This is a genomic window from Bradyrhizobium sp. CCBAU 53421 (assembly GCF_015291625.1).
Taxonomy (GTDB): domain Bacteria; phylum Pseudomonadota; class Alphaproteobacteria; order Rhizobiales; family Xanthobacteraceae; genus Bradyrhizobium.
The window spans coordinates 4,796,681-4,812,022 of record NZ_CP030047.1; the positions used below are offsets into that span (position 1 = coordinate 4,796,681).

The window sequence follows — 15,342 nt, forward strand, 5'->3', positions numbered from 1 at the left end:
CTGGGCAGGCCTTACGCTTCGCGGATGTAATTTCCCGCCTCGAATTCGACTGGCCTCGTGTTGGCGTCGAACGACACGCCGATCGGGTCGCGGCCGGCGGCCATGGCCTCGAGCTGGTCAGAGAGCATCCGGCGGATCATCAGGATGCCGCGGTCGCTCTGGCCAAAGTGCTCTTCCGAATGGATGGTCACCGGCCCTTGGCCGACCTGAGCCTCATAGTCGCCGGGGAATTGCTGGTGCTCGGCCTCGGTCATGTCCCACCAGAACTTGCCGTTGAACTTCGAGCGCATCCGTCCGATATCGCCCGCGTTCTTGACCCGGCCGGCGACATAGATGCGGAACGAGGTGTCGTCGATCGGCAAGGTCCAGCCGATCGATTCGACGCGGGCGAATTGCGCGACCCGCGGATTGGGCACGACGCGGAGCGTGGGCAGGGCGGCCTCGGTGACGCGATAGAACACACGGCCGTCGTCCTGCCTGCGGATCGAGCGCACCGCGACGCCGCGCGGCGACATCTCGAACTTCACCTCGGGCATCGAGGCCATCATGGTGGTGAATTGCGGCCCCGAGAACGAGCCGTGCAGCACCGGCACGTGATAGGGGTCGGCGACGTTCTCGAAATGCTGTAGCCAGTTGCAGGGGATCACGGCAGGGCCGCCGCCGCCGATCGAGGAATCGTCGGCCTCGACGAATTCGCCGTCGTCCATATTCTCAAGGCACTCGTAGCGCGGCAGCACCGGCTGCTTATCGGCCGGGCCCATATAGGCGAAGATCAGGCCGTAGCGCTCCTGCACCGGATACCAGGGCTGGCGCACCTTGTCCTTGAACAGGCCGCCTTCGGGCTCGCAGGGTTGTTCGAGGCAGCGGCCCTCAGTGTCGAACTTCCAGCCGTGATAGCAGCAGCGGATGCCGTCCTCCTCGACCTTGCCATAATAAAGCGTCGTGCCGCGATGGCAGCAGCGCGCATGCAGCAGGCCCACGCGGCCATGCCGGCCGCGGAACAGGATCAGGTCTTCGCCGAGCGCGCGGACTTTTCTGGGGATATCGGCGGCGTCGCAGGCGAGGCCGATCGGGTGCCAGTAGCGCCGCAGCAGCTCGCCCATCGGCGTGCCGCGGACCACCGAGGTGAGCTCGGTCCGGGTGGTCGACGGCTTCATCGCATAGGCCGTGCCGAGGTCGCGGTCCCGCTGGATGATCGTCACGCTGGTCTCCTCCCGCCGCCGGACGTCCTGCCGGCGGTCGCTGTCGTTGACCAAGTCAACGATATATCGATGACAATGTCAACGGTCTCGTCTAGCTTGGCAGCGACAGGCTTTGTTGGCAGAGGTTGGCAATGACCGAGAAGCTCAGGAACGAGAAGGCGTTGCCGCCGAAGGCGGTGGTCGACGCCGAGCTGGCGCCGATCACCGCGATGATGTCGTCGCGGCTGATGGTGCTGGCGAACCTGCTCAGACGGGGGGCGCTGCTGCGCTACAAGCGCCTGACCGGCCTGTCTTCCGTCGAGTTCGGGCTGGTTGCCTCGCTCGGCCGGCGGCCGCCGATGAGCGTGGTGCGGCTTGCCGAGGCCGTCGGCATGGACAAGGGGCAGATCAGCCGGGCGCTCGCCGAACTCGTCGCGCGCAAGCTGGTCGCCAAGGCCGCCAACCCGCGTGACAACCGGGAAACACTTGTCTCCCTCACCAAGGCCGGGCTCGTCGCCCATGACGCCATCGTGGCCGGTGCGCAGGAGCGAAACCAGCGCCTGCTGGAACAGCTGGGTCCACAGGATCTTGAGCTGCTGCTTGGACATATTGACCGGCTCACGCTGACCGCGGCCGAGATGCTCGCTGCCGAACGGGAGCTGGGCTGATATGGCCAGAGCGCAGGGCACCGGATGGCCGCCGCAGCGTTGCCCGCTCAGGCACGCGCATCCGCTCGATGAGGCCATCAGTCCGCGGGATGGGCGGTAAAAGCGTCAAAATAGCTTGTCTTGCGCCCCCTGTTGCGCTGCGCTAAAGCCTCAAGAACAATTCCAATCAACGAATCTGCGGCACGTCCGAAACCGCAGCAAGAAGGCCCCGCCGATGACCGGCATCCTGCAGAATTATCTCCCACTTGTGGTCTTTATCGGAGTTGCGAGCCTGATCGGTCTCGCGCTCCTGATCGCGCCGTTCCTGGTCGCGTTCCAGTCGCCGGACCCGGAAAAGCTGTCCGCCTATGAATGCGGATTCAACGCTTTTGACGACGCCCGCATGAAGTTCGACGTCCGCTTCTATCTGGTGGCGATCCTCTTCATCATCTTCGATCTCGAAGTGGCGTTCCTGTTCCCCTGGGCCGTGGCGTTCGGAAAGCTCGGTGCAACCGGGTTCTGGTCGATGATGGTGTTCCTGGCCGTGCTCACGGTCGGGTTCGCGTATGAATGGAAGAAAGGCGCGCTCGAATGGGATTGAGCCCCACCGCCGCAACCTCGCAGCCGGCGATAGCGCAGGCCCCGAAGGGAATTCTCGATCCATCGACCGGCAAGCCGGTCGGGGCCAATGATCCGTTTTTCCTCGAGGTCAATCACGAGCTGTCCGACAAGGGCTTCTTCGTCGCGGCCGCCGATGATCTCATCACCTGGGCGCGCACCGGCTCGTTGATGTGGATGACCTTCGGTCTCGCGTGCTGCGCGGTCGAGATGATGCAGGTCTCGATGCCGCGCTACGACGTCGAGCGCTTCGGCTTTGCGCCGCGCGCCTCGCCGCGGCAGTCCGACGTGATGATCGTCGCGGGTACCCTGACCAACAAGATGGCGCCGGCGCTGCGCAAGGTCTACGACCAGATGCCGGAGCCGCGCTACGTCATCTCGATGGGCTCCTGCGCCAATGGTGGCGGCTACTACCACTACTCGTACTCGGTGGTGCGCGGTTGCGACCGCATCGTGCCGATCGACATCTACGTGCCGGGCTGCCCGCCCACGGCGGAGGCACTGCTCTACGGCGTGCTGCTGCTGCAGAAGAAGATCCGCCGTATCGGCACCATCGAACGCTAAGGTTTCAGGTATGGACGACGGCAAGCTCGACGCCCTTGGGCAGACGATCGTGAGCGCGCTTCCGGGCGCCGCCACGGCGCACTCGGTCGCGTTCAATCAACTCACTATCGACGTCGAGATTGGCAGAATCGTGGACGTCGCGACTTTTCTGCGTGACGATCCGAACTGCCGCTTCGTCAACGTCACCGACGTGACCGCGGTCGACTATCCGAGCCGCGAGAAGCGCTTCGACGTCGTCTATCATCTGCTGTCGCCGACGCTGAACACGCGCATCCGGCTCCGCGGCCAGGCCGACGAGACCACGCAGGTGCCGTCGATCATCGGCGTCTTCCCGGGCGCCGACTGGTTCGAGCGCGAGACCTACGATCTCTATGGCGTGATCTTCACCGGGCATCCGGACATGCGCCGCCTGCTGACGGATTACGGCTTCGACGGCCATCCGCTGCGCAAGGATTTCCCGCTCACCGGCTTCGTCGAGGTTCGCTATGACGACCAGGAGAAGCGGGTGCTGTACGAGCCGGTCCGGCTCAACCAGGAATTCCGCAAGTTCGATTTCCTTTCGCCCTGGGAAGGCGCGGACTATCCGCTTCCCGGTGACGAGAAGGCCAAGGCGGAGCCGAAGCCATGAACGAGCAGCCGCAAAATCTTCGTAACTTCACCATCAATTTCGGCCCGCAGCATCCGGCGGCGCACGGCGTGCTTCGCCTCGTGCTGGAGCTCGACGGCGAAGTCGTCGAGCGTGTCGATCCGCATATCGGCCTGCTTCACCGCGGCACCGAGAAGCTGATCGAGCACAAGACCTATCTGCAGGCGATTCCGTATTTCGATCGCCTCGACTACGTCGCGCCGATGAACCAGGAGCATGCGTTCTGCCTCGCGGCGGAGAAGCTGCTCGGCATCACGGTGCCGCGCCGCGGCCAGCTGATCCGCGTGCTCTATTGCGAGATCGGCCGCATCCTGTCGCATCTGCTCAACGTCACCACGCAGGCGATGGACGTCGGCGCGCTGACCCCGCCGTTGTGGGGTTTTGAAGAGCGCGAAAAGCTGATGGTGTTCTACGAGCGCGCTTCGGGCTCGCGCATGCACGCGGCGTTCTTCCGCGTCGGCGGCGTGCACCAGGACCTGCCGCCGAAGCTGATCGACGATATCGATGCGTGGTGCGATCCGTTCCTCAAGGTGGTCGACGACCTCGATCGGCTGCTGACCGGCAACCGCATCTTCAAGCAGCGCAACGTCGACATCGGCGTGGTGCCGCTGAAGGAGGCCTGGGAGTGGGGCTTCTCCGGCGTGATGGTGCGCGGCTCGGGCGCGGCATGGGACCTGCGCAAGTCGCAGCCCTATGAGTGCTACGCCGAGATGGATTTCGACATTCCGATCGGCAAGAACGGCGACTGCTTCGACCGCTACCTGATCCGCATGGAAGAGATGCGCCAGTCGGTGCGCATCATGAAGCAGTGCGTCCAGAAGCTGAAGGCGCCCGACGGGCAGGGCCCGGTCGTGGTCGAGGACAACAAGATCGCGCCGCCGCGCCGCGGCGAGATGAAGCGCTCGATGGAAGCGCTGATACATCACTTCAAGCTCTACACCGAAGGTGTGCACGTGCCGGCCGGCGAGATTTACGCCGCGGTCGAGGCCCCGAAGGGCGAGTTCGGCGTCTATCTCGTCGCCGACGGCACCAACAAGCCTTACAAGTGCAAGATCCGCGCGCCGGGCTTCGCCCATCTGCAGGCGATGGATCACATCTGCAAGGGCCATCTGCTGGCCGACGTTTCCGCCATCCTTGGCTCGCTGGACATCGTGTTCGGCGAGGTCGACCGGTGACGATGTCCGCATCCGAACCGCGCGCAATGAGAGTTTGATCGATGTCCGTCCGCCGCCTTGCCCCGAAGGAATTGCAGCCCGCGAGCTTCACGTTCACGGACGAGAATCTCGCCTGGGCCAAGAAGCAGATCGAGAAATATCCGCCGGGCCGTCAGGCCTCGGCTGCGATCGCGATTCTGTGGCGCGTGCAGGAGCAGCATGACGGCTGGGTTTCGGAAGCGGCGATCCGTGCCGTCGCCGACCTGCTCGAGATGCCGCATATCCGCATGCTGGAGATCGCGACCTTCTACACCATGTTCCAGCTCTCGCCAGTCGGCAAGAAGGCGCATGTCCAGGTCTGCGGCACCACGCCGTGCCGGCTGCGCGGCGCCGCCGATCTGATCGAGGTCTGCCAGCATCGCATCCATCACGATCCCTTCCAGCTGTCGAAGGACGGCAACTTCTCCTGGGAAGAGGTCGAGTGCCTGGGGGCCTGCGTGAACGCGCCGATGGTGCTGATCTGGAAGGACACCTATGAGGACCTGACCAAGGAAAGCTTCGGCAAGGTGCTCGATGGCTTCGCCGCCGGCAATCCGCCGAAGCCGGGTCCGCAGATCGACCGTCAGTTCTCGGCGCCCGCAGGCGGCCCGACGACACTGAAGGAAACCACCTGATGCGAGGCTTTCAGGTGCAGGCAATCGGGCAGGAAAATAAGGCGGGAAGGGGCGCTGCGATGAAGGCCTGGCGCACGATCGCGCTGCACACCGCTGTCGCGGCCGGCTTCATGTTCCTGCTGCAACGTTATGGCCTGAGCGCCACGCTGGAATCCAGCCTGTTGTGGGCCATCGTGTTCGGCGGCTGCGCTGCCGGGCTCGCATATTCGCAAGCCAATCGGTGATGTTCGGAAAGTTTTGAGCATGCTCGACGACAAGGACCGCATCTTCAAGAACCTCTACGGCCTCCATGATTGGGGCCTCGAGGGCGCGCGCCGCAGAGGCGCCTGGGATGGCACCAAGGGGATCATCGACAAGGGCCGCGACTGGATCATCAACGAGATGAAGGCCTCGGGCCTGCGCGGCCGCGGCGGCGCAGGTTTCCCGACCGGCATGAAGTGGTCCTTCATGCCCAAGGAATCCAAGGACGGCCGTCCGAGCTACCTCGTCGTCAACGCGGACGAGTCCGAGCCCGGCACCTGCAAGGACCGCGAGATCATGCGGCACGATCCGCATCTGCTGGTCGAGGGCTGCCTGCTCGCGAGCTTCGCGATGGGCGCGCATGCCTGCTACGTCTACATCCGCGGCGAGTTCATTCGTGAGCGCGAGCGGCTGCAGGCGGCGATCGATCAGGCCTATGACGCCAAACTGGTCGGCAAGGACAACATCAACGGCTGGCCGTTCGACATCTATGTCGCGCATGGCGCCGGCGCCTATATCTGCGGCGAGGAGACCGCGCTGCTCGAGAGCCTCGAGGGCAAGAAGGGCCAGCCGCGGCTGAAGCCGCCGTTCCCGGCCAATGTCGGCCTCTATGGCTGCCCGACCACCGTCAACAACGTCGAGTCGATTGCGGTTGCGCCCGACATCCTGCGCCGCGGCGCCGCCTGGTTCGCCGGCATCGGCCGCCCGAACAATGTCGGCACCAAGCTGTTCTGCATCTCCGGTCATGTCGAGCGGCCCTGCAATGTCGAAGAGGCGATGGGGATTCCGTTCCGCGAGTTGATCGAGAAGCATTGCGGCGGCATCCGCGGCGGCTGGGACAATCTGAAGGCCGTCATCCCCGGCGGCTCGTCGGTGCGCATGGTGCCGGCCGAGCAGATCATCGACACGCCGATGGATTTCGACAGCCTGAGCAAGCTGCGCTCGGGCCTCGGCACCGCAGCCGTGATCGTGATGGACAAGTCGACCGACCTGATCCGGGCGATCGCGCGTATCTCCTACTTCTACAAGCATGAGAGCTGCGGCCAGTGCACGCCGTGCCGCGAGGGCACCGGCTGGATGTGGCGTGTGCTGACCCGCATGGCCGAGGGCCGCGCCCACAAGCGCGAGATCGACATGCTGCTGGAGGTCACCAAGCAGGTCGAGGGTCATACCATCTGCGCGCTCGGCGATGCCGCGGCGTGGCCGATCCAGGGTCTGATTGCGCACTTCCGTCACGAGATCGAAGAGCGCATCGATCAGTATTCGCACAAGGCCGATCTCGACGATCAGGGCGTTCGTGATCCCGTCCATATGGTCGCGGCGGAGTAGAGAAGAGACATGAGCAAGATCATCGTCGATGGCAAAGAGATCGATGTGCCGCCGGAGTACACGCTTCTGCAGGCGTGCGAGGCGGCCGGCGCCGAGATTCCGCGATTCTGCTATCACGAGCGGCTGTCGATCGCCGGCAATTGCCGGATGTGCCTGGTCGAGGTGAAGGGCGGCCCGAAGCCGGTCGCGAGCTGCGCCTGGGCCGTGCGCGACTGCCGTCCAGGCCCGAAGGGCGAGCCGCCGGAGATCTCGACCCGTTCGCCGATGGTCAAGAAGGCGCGCGAAGGCGTGATGGAATTCCTGCTGATCAACCATCCGCTGGACTGCCCGATCTGCGACCAGGGCGGCGAGTGCGACCTGCAGGACCAGGCGATGGGCTACGGCGTCGACACCAGCCGTTTCGCCGAGAACAAGCGCGCGGTCGAGGACAAGTATCTCGGCGCGCTGGTCAAGACCTCGATGAACCGCTGCATCCAGTGCACGCGCTGCGTCCGCTTCTCCGCCGAAGTCTGCGGTGCGCCGGAAATGGGCGCGACCGGCCGCGGCGAAGACATGGAGATCACGACCTATCTGGAGCAGGCGCTGAGCTCGGAGCTGCAGGGTAATCTCGTCGACATCTGCCCGGTCGGCGCGCTGACCTCGAAGCCCTATGCCTTCGCGGCGCGCCCCTGGGAGCTCGGCAAGACCCAGTCGGTCGACGTCATGGACGGCGTCGGCTCGGCGATCCGGGTCGACACCCGCGGCCGCGAGGTGATGCGCATCCTGCCGCGCATCAACGAGGCTGTTAACGAGGAGTGGATCTCCGACAAGACCCGGCACGTCGTCGACGGCCTGCGCACGCAGCGCCTCGACCGGCCCTATGTGCGCGAGAACGGTCAGCTCAGGCCGGCGACCTGGCAGGAAGCCTTTGCCGCCATCGCCGCCAAGGCCGGCCGCACCGACGGCAAGCGGATCGGCGCGATCGCCGGCGATCTCGCCGCGGTCGACGAAATGTATGCGCTGAAGGAGCTGCTCGCGAAGTTCGGGTCGGTCAACCTGGCAGTGCAGGGCGGCGACGCGTTCGACGCCAAGGCGGGCCGCGGCTCCTACATCTTCAATCCGACCATTGCCGGCATCGACCAGGCCGACGCGATCCTGATCATCGGCTCGCATCCGCGCAAGGAAGCTGCCGTGCTGAACGCGCGGATCCGCAAGCGCTGGCGCACCGGCGGCCTCAAGGTCGGCATGATCGGCGCCAAGGCCGATTTCACCTATGAGCACGAGTACCTCGGCGCGGGCACTGACACGCTGGCCGATCTTGCGGCCGGCAAGCACTCCTTTGCCGATGTGCTGAAGAACGCCAAGAACCCGATCATCCTGGTCGGCGCCGGCGCCTACACCAGGCATGACGGCGCGGCGGTGCTGGCACAGGCGGCCAAGCTCGCCGTCGACGTCGGTGCGCTGAAGGACGGCTGGAACGGCTTTGCCGTGCTGCAAGACACCGCCTCGCGCGCCGGCGCGCTCGATATCGGCTTCTCGCCGGCGGCCGGCGGCCTGACCACGGCGCAGATGACGACCTTCGGCACGCTCGACGTGCTGTTCCTGCTCGGCGCCGACGAGATCAAGGTGCCGGATGGTACCTTCGTCGTCTATATCGGCACCCATGGCGACAAGGGCGCGCATCGCGCCGACGTGATCCTGCCGGGCGCGGCCTATACTGAGAAGTCCGGCATCTACGTCAACACCGAGGGCCGGGCCCAGATCGCCAACCGTGCGGCATTCCCGCCCGGTGAAGCCCGCGAGGACTGGGCGATCATCCGCGCGCTGTCCGACGTGCTCGGCAAGAAGCTGCCGTTCGACTCGCTGCAGGCGCTGCGCCAGGCGATGTTCAAGACCTATCCGCACCTGATGCGGCTCGACCAGATCGAGGCCGGCAAGGCCGATGACGTCAAGGCGCTGGCCGGCAAGGGCGGCAGCGTCGACAAGGCGGCATTCAAGCCGACCGTCGAGGATTTCTATCTGACCAACCCGATCGCGCGGGCCTCTGCCGTGATGGCGGAATGCTCGCGCCTGGCGTCGGGCCGAATGCTGACGGCAGCGGAGTGAGCGTGACCTGATGGCTGAATCCTTCGCAAGCTCGTTCTGGACCGGCTTCCTCTGGCCGCTGATCATCATGGTCGCGGAGAGCCTGTTGCTGCTCGTCGTGCTGCTGATCGCGATCGCCTACATCCTGCTCGCCGACCGCAAGATATGGGCGGCGGTGCAGATCCGCCGCGGCCCCAACGTGGTCGGCCCGTTCGGCTTGCTGCAATCCTTCGCCGACCTGCTGAAGTTCGTGCTGAAGGAGCCGGTGATTCCGTCCGGCTCCAACAAGGGCGTGTTCCTGCTGGCGCCCTTGGTCTCGTGCATCCTGGCGCTGGCCGCCTGGGCCGTGATCCCGTTTGATATCGGCTGGGTGATCTCCGACATCAATGTCGGCATTCTCTACATCTTCGCGATCTCATCGCTGTCGATCTACGGCATCATCATGGCCGGCTGGTCGTCGAACTCGAAGTACCCGTTCCTGGCCGCGCTGCGCTCGGCGGCGCAGATGGTGTCCTACGAAGTCTCGATCGGCTTCGTGATCATCACCGTGCTGCTCTGCGTCGGCTCGCTGAACCTGTCGGCGGTGGTCGAGGCCCAGAACACCCGCGGGCTCGCGCACCTGATCGGCCTGCCGCAGCTCACCATCCTGAACTGGTATGTGTGGCCGCTGTTCCCGATGTTCGTGGTGTTCTACGTCTCGGCGCTGGCGGAAACCAACCGTCCGCCGTTCGACCTGGTCGAAGCTGAATCCGAACTGGTCGCCGGCTTCATGACCGAATACGGCTCGACCCCGTATCTGCTGTTCATGCTCGGCGAGTACGTCGCGATCACCACGATGTGCGCGCTGGCGTCGATCCTGTTCCTGGGCGGCTGGCTGCCGCCGGTCAATTTGCCGCCGTTCACCTGGATTCCGGGCATCGTCTGGTTCGCCCTCAAGGTGTTCTTCATGTTCTTCATGTTCGCGATGGCGAAGGCGATCGTGCCGCGCTACCGCTACGATCAACTGATGCGGCTCGGCTGGAAGGTGTTCCTGCCGCTGTCGCTGGCGATGGTGGTGATCGTGGCCGGGGTGCTGCAGTTCGCCGGCATCGCGCCGAAGTGAGGCCGTCATGAGTGTCAATGTCAACGCAACAGCCCGCTCGCTTCTGCTCTCGGAATTCGTCTCGGCGTTCTTCCTGGCGATGCGCTATTTCTTCCAGCCGAAGCCGACGCTGAATTATCCGTTCGAGAAGGGCCCGATCTCGCCGCGCTTCCGCGGCGAGCACGCGCTGCGCCGCTATCCGAACGGCGAGGAGCGCTGCATCGCCTGCAAGCTGTGCGAGGCGATCTGCCCGGCGCAGGCGATCACGATCGAGGCCGGCCCGCGCCGCAACGACGGCACCCGCCGCACGGTGCGTTACGACATCGACATGGTGAAGTGCATTTATTGCGGGCTGTGCCAGGAGGCATGCCCGGTCGACGCCATCGTCGAGGGACCGAATTTCGAATTCGCGACCGAGACCCGCGAGGAACTCTATTATGACAAGGCCAAGCTGCTCGCCAACGGCGACCGCTGGGAGCGCGAGATTGCGAAGTCGATCGCGCTCGACGCGCCGTACCGGTGAGGTGAGGGCATGATCCTTCCGGCGCTGTTCTTCTATCTGTTCGCCGCGGTCTGCGTGGCCTCGGCGGTCATGGTGATTGTCTCGCGCAATCCCGTGCACTCCGTGCTGTTCCTGATTCTGGCCTTCGTCAACGCGGCCGGGCTGTTCATCCTGATGGGTGCCGAGTTCCTCGGGATGATGCTGATCGTGGTCTATGTCGGCGCCGTCGCGGTGCTGTTCCTGTTCGTGATCATGATGCTCGACGTCGACTTCGTCGAACTGCGCGAGGGCTTCATCCAGTACCTGCCGATCGGTATCGTGATCGGCGGCATCTTCCTGTTCGAGCTGCTGCTGGTGGTCGGCGCCTGGGTGATCAACCCGCAGGTCACCAAGACGATCACGGCGGCGATCCCGACCAATGTCAGCAACACCGAGGCGCTCGGCCTCGTGCTCTACACGAAGTACATCCATTACTTCCAGCTCGCCGGCATGGTGCTGCTGGTCGCGATGATCGGCGCCATCGTGCTGACGCTGCGCCACAAGGCAAACGTCAAGCGGCAGAACATCAACGTGCAGAACGCGCGCACGCCGGAAATGGCGATGGCGATGCGCAAGGTGGCGTCGGGGCAGGGCCTGCAGGATGCCGATGCGGCGGAGTGGGTGAAATGACCATCGGGCTAGGGCACTATCTGGCAGTCGCTGCGATCCTGTTCACCCTCGGGATCCTCGGCATCTTCCTCAACCGCAAGAATATCATCGTCATCCTGATGTCGATCGAGCTGATCCTGCTCTCGGTCAACATCAACCTTGTGGCGTTCTCGACCTTCCTCGGCGACATCGTCGGCCAGGTGTTCGCGCTGCTGGTGTTGACGGTGGCGGCAGCCGAGGCCGCGATCGGCCTCGCCGTGCTGGTGGTGTATTTCCGCAACCGCGGTTCGATCGCGGTTGAAGACGTCAATCTGATGAAGGGCTAGGCGCGCATGATCCGGAAAAGTGGGTGCCGGTTTTCCGGCAAGATCATGCGCAGTGAGAGAGTCCAATGATACAGGCAATCGTATTCCTGCCTCTGCTGGGCGCGATCCTCGCAGGCATCATCTCGCTGGTCGGCGCGCATGCGCGCTGTCCGAGCGGTGACACCGTCGATCACCACGACGACGCGCATGGCGACGCCCATGCTTCTGACGCTCATGCCTCGGCAGCCCACGACGATCACGGCCACGATGACCATGGCCATGACGACCACCATGTCTCCGAGCCGCCGGCGGCCGGATCGCGGCTGGCCGAACTGATCACCACGGGTCTCCTGTTCGTTTCGGCGGCGCTGTCCTGGTTCGCGCTGGTCGATGTCGGCTTCATGCACCATGACGCGCGCGTCGTGCTGCTGCCCTGGATCACCTCGGGCGACCTGCAGGTGGCCTGGACGCTGCGGGTCGACACCCTGACCGCCGTGATGCTGGTCGTGGTCAACACCGTGTCCGCGCTCGTCCACCTCTATTCCATCGGCTACATGGACGAGGACCCGAACCGACCGCGCTTCTTCGGTTATCTCTCGCTGTTCACCTTCGCGATGCTGATGCTGGTGACCTCGGACAACCTCGTGCAGCTGTTCTTCGGCTGGGAGGGCGTCGGTCTCGCGAGCTACCTCCTGATCGGGTTCTGGTACCAGAAGCCGTCGGCCAACGCCGCGGCGATCAAAGCCTTCGTGGTCAACCGCGTCGGCGACTTCGGCTTCGCGCTCGGCATCTTCGCGATCTTCGCGCTGGTCGGCTCGACCGACTTCGAGACCATCTTCCATGCCGCGCCCGGGCTGACCGGCAAGACCATCGATTTCTTCGGCTGGCACCCTGACGCGCTGACCCTGACCTGCCTGTTCCTGTTCATGGGCGCGATGGGCAAGTCGGCCCAGTTCCTGCTGCACACCTGGCTGCCGGACGCGATGGAAGGCCCGACCCCGGTGTCGGCGCTGATCCACGCCGCGACCATGGTCACCGCCGGCGTCTTCATGGTGGCGCGGCTGTCGCCGCTGTTCGAGCTGTCACCGACCGCGCAGGCGGTGGTGATGTTCTTCGGCGCGACCACGGCGTTCTTCGCCGCCACGATCGGCCTGGTGCAGAACGACATCAAGCGCATCGTCGCGTATTCGACCTGTTCGCAGCTCGGCTACATGTTCGTGGCGATGGGAGCAGGGGCCTATTCGGTCGGCATGTTCCACCTGTTCACGCACGCCTTCTTCAAGGCGCTGCTGTTCCTAGGCTCCGGCTCGGTGATCTACGCGATGCACCACGAGCAGGACATCCGCAACATGGGTGGCCTGTGGCGCAAGATCCCGTACACCTTCGCGGTGATGTGCATCGGCACGCTGGCGCTGACCGGCTTCCCGCTGTTCGCCGGCTACTTCTCCAAGGATGCGATCATCGAATCCGCCTATGCCGCGCATAATCCGTTCGCGACCTACGCCTACCTGCTGACGATCGTGGCCGCCGGCCTGACCTCGTTCTACTCCTGGCGTCTGATCTTCAAGACGTTCTTCGGCGAGCCGCACGACCAGAAGCACTACGAGGCCGCGCATGAGAGCCCGGTCTGGATGCTGGTGCCGATCGGCGTGCTTGCAGCCGGCTCGATCCTGGCCGGCCTGCCGTTCAAGGAAGTGTTCGCCAGTCCGCATGGCGTCGAGGAGTTCTTCCGCGAGTCCGTCAAGATGAACCCGCACATCCTCGAGGACATGGAGCACATGCCGAGCTGGCTCGCGCCGCTGCCCACCGTGATGATGGCGCTCGGCCTCTTCGTATCGTACCTGTTCTACATCCGCAGGCCGTACCTGCCGGTCGAGCTCGCGAACCAGCAGCCGATGCTGTACCAGTTCCTGCTCAACAAATGGTACTTCGACGAGCTGTACGACTGGATCTTCGTGCGCCCGGCGAAGTGGCTCGGCTACACGCTGTGGAAGAAGGGCGATGGCTTCGTCATCGACGGCTTCGGTCCGGACGGCGTCTCCGCCCGCGTGCTCGACGTCACCCGCAACGTCGTGAAATTGCAGACCGGCTACCTCTATCACTACGCGTTCGCGATGCTGATCGGGGCGGCCGGATTGATCACCTGGTTCATGTTCGGCTTGGGAGGCCAGTAAATGACAACCTGGCCCATCCTTTCCGTCACGACCTTCCTGCCGGCGGTCGGCGCGATCCTAGTCTACCTCCTGGCGCGAGGCGGCGACGAGACCGCGAGCCGCACGGCGCGCTGGATCGCGCTGTGGACCACGCTGATCACCTTTGCGGTGTCGCTGATCCTGGTCGCGCGCTTCGACCCTGCACAGACCGACTTCCAGTTCGTCGAGAAGACGTCCTGGCTCACCACCGGCATCACCTACCACATGGGCGTCGACGGCATCTCGCTGCCGCTGCTCATCCTGACCACCGCGATCATGCCGCTCTGCATCGTCGCGAGCTGGAGATCGGTGACGCAGCGCGTCGGCGAATACATGATGGCGTTTCTGATCCTGGAAACGCTGATGATCGGCACCTTCTCGGCGCTCGACCTCGTGCTGTTCTACCTGTTCTTCGAGGGCGGCCTGATCCCGATGTTCCTGATCATCGGCGTCTGGGGCGGCCCGCGCCGGGTCTACGCGTCGTTCAAGTTCTTCCTCTACACGTTCCTCGGCTCGGTGCTGATGCTGCTCGCCATCATGGCGCTGTACTGGAACGCCGGCACCACCGACATCCCGACCCTGATGCACACCGCGGTGCCGCGCTCGATGCAGACCTGGGCGTGGCTGGCCTTCTTCGCCTCGTTCGCGGTGAAGATGCCGATGTGGCCGGTGCACACCTGGTTGCCTGACGCCCACGTCGAGGCGCCGACGGCGGGCTCGGTGATCCTGGCCGCGATCCTCTTGAAGATGGGTGGCTACGGCTTCCTGCGCTTCTCGCTGCCGATGTTCCCGCTGGCCTCGCACGACTTCGCGCCGTTCGTGTTCACGCTGTCCGTCATCGCCATCATCTACACCTCGCTGGTAGCGATGATGCAGGAGGACATGAAGAAGCTGATCGCATACTCCTCGGTCGCGCATATGGGCTTCGTCACCATGGGCATCTTCGCGGTGACCACGCAGGGCGTCGCCGGCGGCATGTTCCAGATGGTCTCGCACGGCATCGTCTCCGGCGCACTGTTCCTCTGCGTCGGCATCGTCTACGACCGCATGCATACCCGCGAGATCGCGGCCTATGGCGGCCTCGTCAACCGGATGCCGCTCTATGCGATGACCTTCATGGTCTTCACCATGGCCAATGTCGGTCTGCCCGGTACCTCGGGCTTCGTCGGCGAGTTCATGACCTTGCTCGGCACCTTCAAGATCTCGCTCCCGACGGCGTTCTTCGCCACCACGGGCGTGATCCTGTCGGCCTGCTACGCGCTCTGGCTTTACCGCAAGGTGGTGTTCGGCGCGTTGGTCAAGCCGTCGCTGATGTCGATCAAGGATCTGACCTTCCGCGAATGCGTGACGCTGTTCCCGCTGATCGCGCTGACCATCCTGTTCGGCGTCTATCCGAAGCCGGTGCTCGACATGTCGGCGGCCTCGGTGCAGCAGCTCGTCAACAATTACCAAACCGCCGTGACTGCCGTGAAGGCAGCCGCGCTGACCGTCCAGTAA

16 protein-coding genes are annotated in these 15,342 nt (G+C 64.5%); 15 read left to right on the plus strand and 1 reads right to left on the minus strand.

Features of this window, described 5'->3' with window-relative positions; genetic code table 11:
* Positions 1-11: 11 nt before the first annotated feature.
* Positions 12-1,202, minus strand: a complete 1,191-nt coding sequence (locus XH92_RS22935; protein WP_194454130.1) for an aromatic ring-hydroxylating dioxygenase subunit alpha — start codon at positions 1,200-1,202, stop codon at positions 12-14.
* A 131-nt stretch (positions 1,203-1,333) separates the two neighbouring features.
* Here XH92_RS22935 and XH92_RS22940 point away from each other — a divergent pair, with 131 nt between their 5' ends.
* The 15 genes from XH92_RS22940 (at position 1,334) to XH92_RS23010 (ending at position 15,342) form a co-directional block, all read left to right on the plus strand.
* Positions 1,334-1,849 carry a MarR family winged helix-turn-helix transcriptional regulator gene (locus tag XH92_RS22940; RefSeq protein WP_194454131.1) on the plus strand — a complete coding sequence of 172 codons (516 nt, stop codon included), beginning with the start codon at positions 1,334-1,336 and terminating at the stop codon, positions 1,847-1,849.
* A 214-nt stretch (positions 1,850-2,063) separates the two neighbouring features.
* Positions 2,064-2,429: an NADH-quinone oxidoreductase subunit A gene (locus XH92_RS22945; protein WP_018271860.1), complete on the plus strand. Its 366-nt coding sequence runs from the start codon at positions 2,064-2,066 to the stop codon at positions 2,427-2,429.
* The gene (locus XH92_RS22950) at positions 2,420-3,010 is read left to right on the plus strand and encodes an NADH-quinone oxidoreductase subunit B family protein (RefSeq protein ID WP_139483903.1); all 591 of its coding nucleotides are present in this window, start codon (positions 2,420-2,422) and stop codon (positions 3,008-3,010) included. Before XH92_RS22945 ends, XH92_RS22950 begins: the two co-directional genes overlap by 10 nt.
* Before the next feature lie 10 nt (positions 3,011-3,020).
* A complete protein-coding gene (locus XH92_RS22955; RefSeq protein WP_194454132.1) occupies positions 3,021-3,638 on the plus strand; it encodes an NADH-quinone oxidoreductase subunit C in 618 nt (205 codons plus the stop codon).
* Positions 3,635-4,831 (plus strand): NADH-quinone oxidoreductase subunit D, encoded by a 1,197-nt coding sequence (locus tag XH92_RS22960; protein ID WP_194454133.1) that lies wholly within the window; start codon positions 3,635-3,637, stop codon positions 4,829-4,831. The genes XH92_RS22955 and XH92_RS22960 overlap by 4 nt, the downstream gene beginning before the upstream one ends.
* Positions 4,832-4,872: 41 nt before the next feature.
* Complete coding sequence (gene nuoE / locus XH92_RS22965; RefSeq protein WP_016847752.1) at positions 4,873-5,484, plus strand: NADH-quinone oxidoreductase subunit NuoE; 612 nt, start codon at positions 4,873-4,875, stop codon at positions 5,482-5,484.
* The gene (locus tag XH92_RS22970; RefSeq protein ID WP_194454134.1) at positions 5,484-5,708 is read left to right on the plus strand and encodes a hypothetical protein; all 225 of its coding nucleotides are present in this window, start codon (positions 5,484-5,486) and stop codon (positions 5,706-5,708) included. Before nuoE ends, XH92_RS22970 begins: the two co-directional genes overlap by 1 nt.
* A gap of 19 nt (positions 5,709-5,727) precedes the next feature.
* The gene (gene nuoF / locus XH92_RS22975; protein WP_194454135.1) at positions 5,728-7,053 is read left to right on the plus strand and encodes an NADH-quinone oxidoreductase subunit NuoF; all 1,326 of its coding nucleotides are present in this window, start codon (positions 5,728-5,730) and stop codon (positions 7,051-7,053) included.
* A 9-nt stretch (positions 7,054-7,062) separates the two neighbouring features.
* Positions 7,063-9,138, plus strand: coding sequence for an NADH-quinone oxidoreductase subunit NuoG (gene nuoG, locus XH92_RS22980; protein ID WP_194454136.1), 2,076 nt, complete (start codon positions 7,063-7,065; stop codon positions 9,136-9,138).
* Positions 9,139-9,148: 10 nt separating this feature from the next.
* Entirely contained in the window at positions 9,149-10,219 is a 1,071-nt protein-coding gene (nuoH, locus tag XH92_RS22985; protein WP_194454137.1) for an NADH-quinone oxidoreductase subunit NuoH, read from the plus strand.
* 7 nt (positions 10,220-10,226) lie between these two features.
* Positions 10,227-10,721, plus strand: a complete 495-nt coding sequence (gene nuoI / locus XH92_RS22990) for an NADH-quinone oxidoreductase subunit NuoI (protein ID WP_018271854.1) — start codon at positions 10,227-10,229, stop codon at positions 10,719-10,721.
* 9 nt (positions 10,722-10,730) lie between these two features.
* Entirely contained in the window at positions 10,731-11,369 is a 639-nt protein-coding gene (locus XH92_RS22995; RefSeq protein WP_021079176.1) for an NADH-quinone oxidoreductase subunit J, read from the plus strand.
* Positions 11,366-11,674: an NADH-quinone oxidoreductase subunit NuoK gene (gene nuoK / locus XH92_RS23000; RefSeq protein ID WP_016841823.1), complete on the plus strand. Its 309-nt coding sequence runs from the start codon at positions 11,366-11,368 to the stop codon at positions 11,672-11,674. The genes XH92_RS22995 and nuoK overlap by 4 nt, the downstream gene beginning before the upstream one ends.
* A 65-nt stretch (positions 11,675-11,739) precedes the next feature.
* Positions 11,740-13,827 carry an NADH-quinone oxidoreductase subunit L gene (gene nuoL, locus XH92_RS23005; protein ID WP_194454138.1) on the plus strand — a complete coding sequence of 696 codons (2,088 nt, stop codon included), beginning with the start codon at positions 11,740-11,742 and terminating at the stop codon, positions 13,825-13,827.
* Positions 13,828-15,342 (plus strand): NADH-quinone oxidoreductase subunit M, encoded by a 1,515-nt coding sequence (locus XH92_RS23010; protein ID WP_194454139.1) that lies wholly within the window; start codon positions 13,828-13,830, stop codon positions 15,340-15,342.

Bases quoted from the DNA above. Each gene is read 5' to 3' on its own strand.
- XH92_RS22955 (WP_194454132.1), top strand. From the start codon at position 3,021: ATGGACGACGGCAAGCTCGACGCCCTTGGGCAGACGATCGTGAGCGCG.
- nuoL (WP_194454138.1), top strand. From the start codon at position 11,740: ATGATACAGGCAATCGTATTCCTGCCTCTGCTGGGCGCGATCCTCGCA.
- nuoI (WP_018271854.1), top strand. From the start codon at position 10,227: ATGAGTGTCAATGTCAACGCAACAGCCCGCTCGCTTCTGCTCTCGGAA.
- XH92_RS22960 (WP_194454133.1), top strand. From the start codon at position 3,635: ATGAACGAGCAGCCGCAAAATCTTCGTAACTTCACCATCAATTTCGGC.
- XH92_RS22940 (WP_194454131.1), top strand. From the start codon at position 1,334: ATGACCGAGAAGCTCAGGAACGAGAAGGCGTTGCCGCCGAAGGCGGTG.
- nuoK (WP_016841823.1), top strand. From the start codon at position 11,366: ATGACCATCGGGCTAGGGCACTATCTGGCAGTCGCTGCGATCCTGTTC.
- nuoH (WP_194454137.1), top strand. From the start codon at position 9,149: ATGGCTGAATCCTTCGCAAGCTCGTTCTGGACCGGCTTCCTCTGGCCG.
- XH92_RS22995 (WP_021079176.1), top strand. From the start codon at position 10,731: ATGATCCTTCCGGCGCTGTTCTTCTATCTGTTCGCCGCGGTCTGCGTG.
- nuoE (WP_016847752.1), top strand. From the start codon at position 4,873: ATGTCCGTCCGCCGCCTTGCCCCGAAGGAATTGCAGCCCGCGAGCTTC.
- XH92_RS22970 (WP_194454134.1), top strand. From the start codon at position 5,484: ATGCGAGGCTTTCAGGTGCAGGCAATCGGGCAGGAAAATAAGGCGGGA.
- XH92_RS22945 (WP_018271860.1), top strand. From the start codon at position 2,064: ATGACCGGCATCCTGCAGAATTATCTCCCACTTGTGGTCTTTATCGGA.
- nuoG (WP_194454136.1), top strand. From the start codon at position 7,063: ATGAGCAAGATCATCGTCGATGGCAAAGAGATCGATGTGCCGCCGGAG.
- XH92_RS23010 (WP_194454139.1), top strand. From the start codon at position 13,828: ATGACAACCTGGCCCATCCTTTCCGTCACGACCTTCCTGCCGGCGGTC.
- nuoF (WP_194454135.1), top strand. From the start codon at position 5,728: ATGCTCGACGACAAGGACCGCATCTTCAAGAACCTCTACGGCCTCCAT.
- XH92_RS22950 (WP_139483903.1), top strand. From the start codon at position 2,420: ATGGGATTGAGCCCCACCGCCGCAACCTCGCAGCCGGCGATAGCGCAG.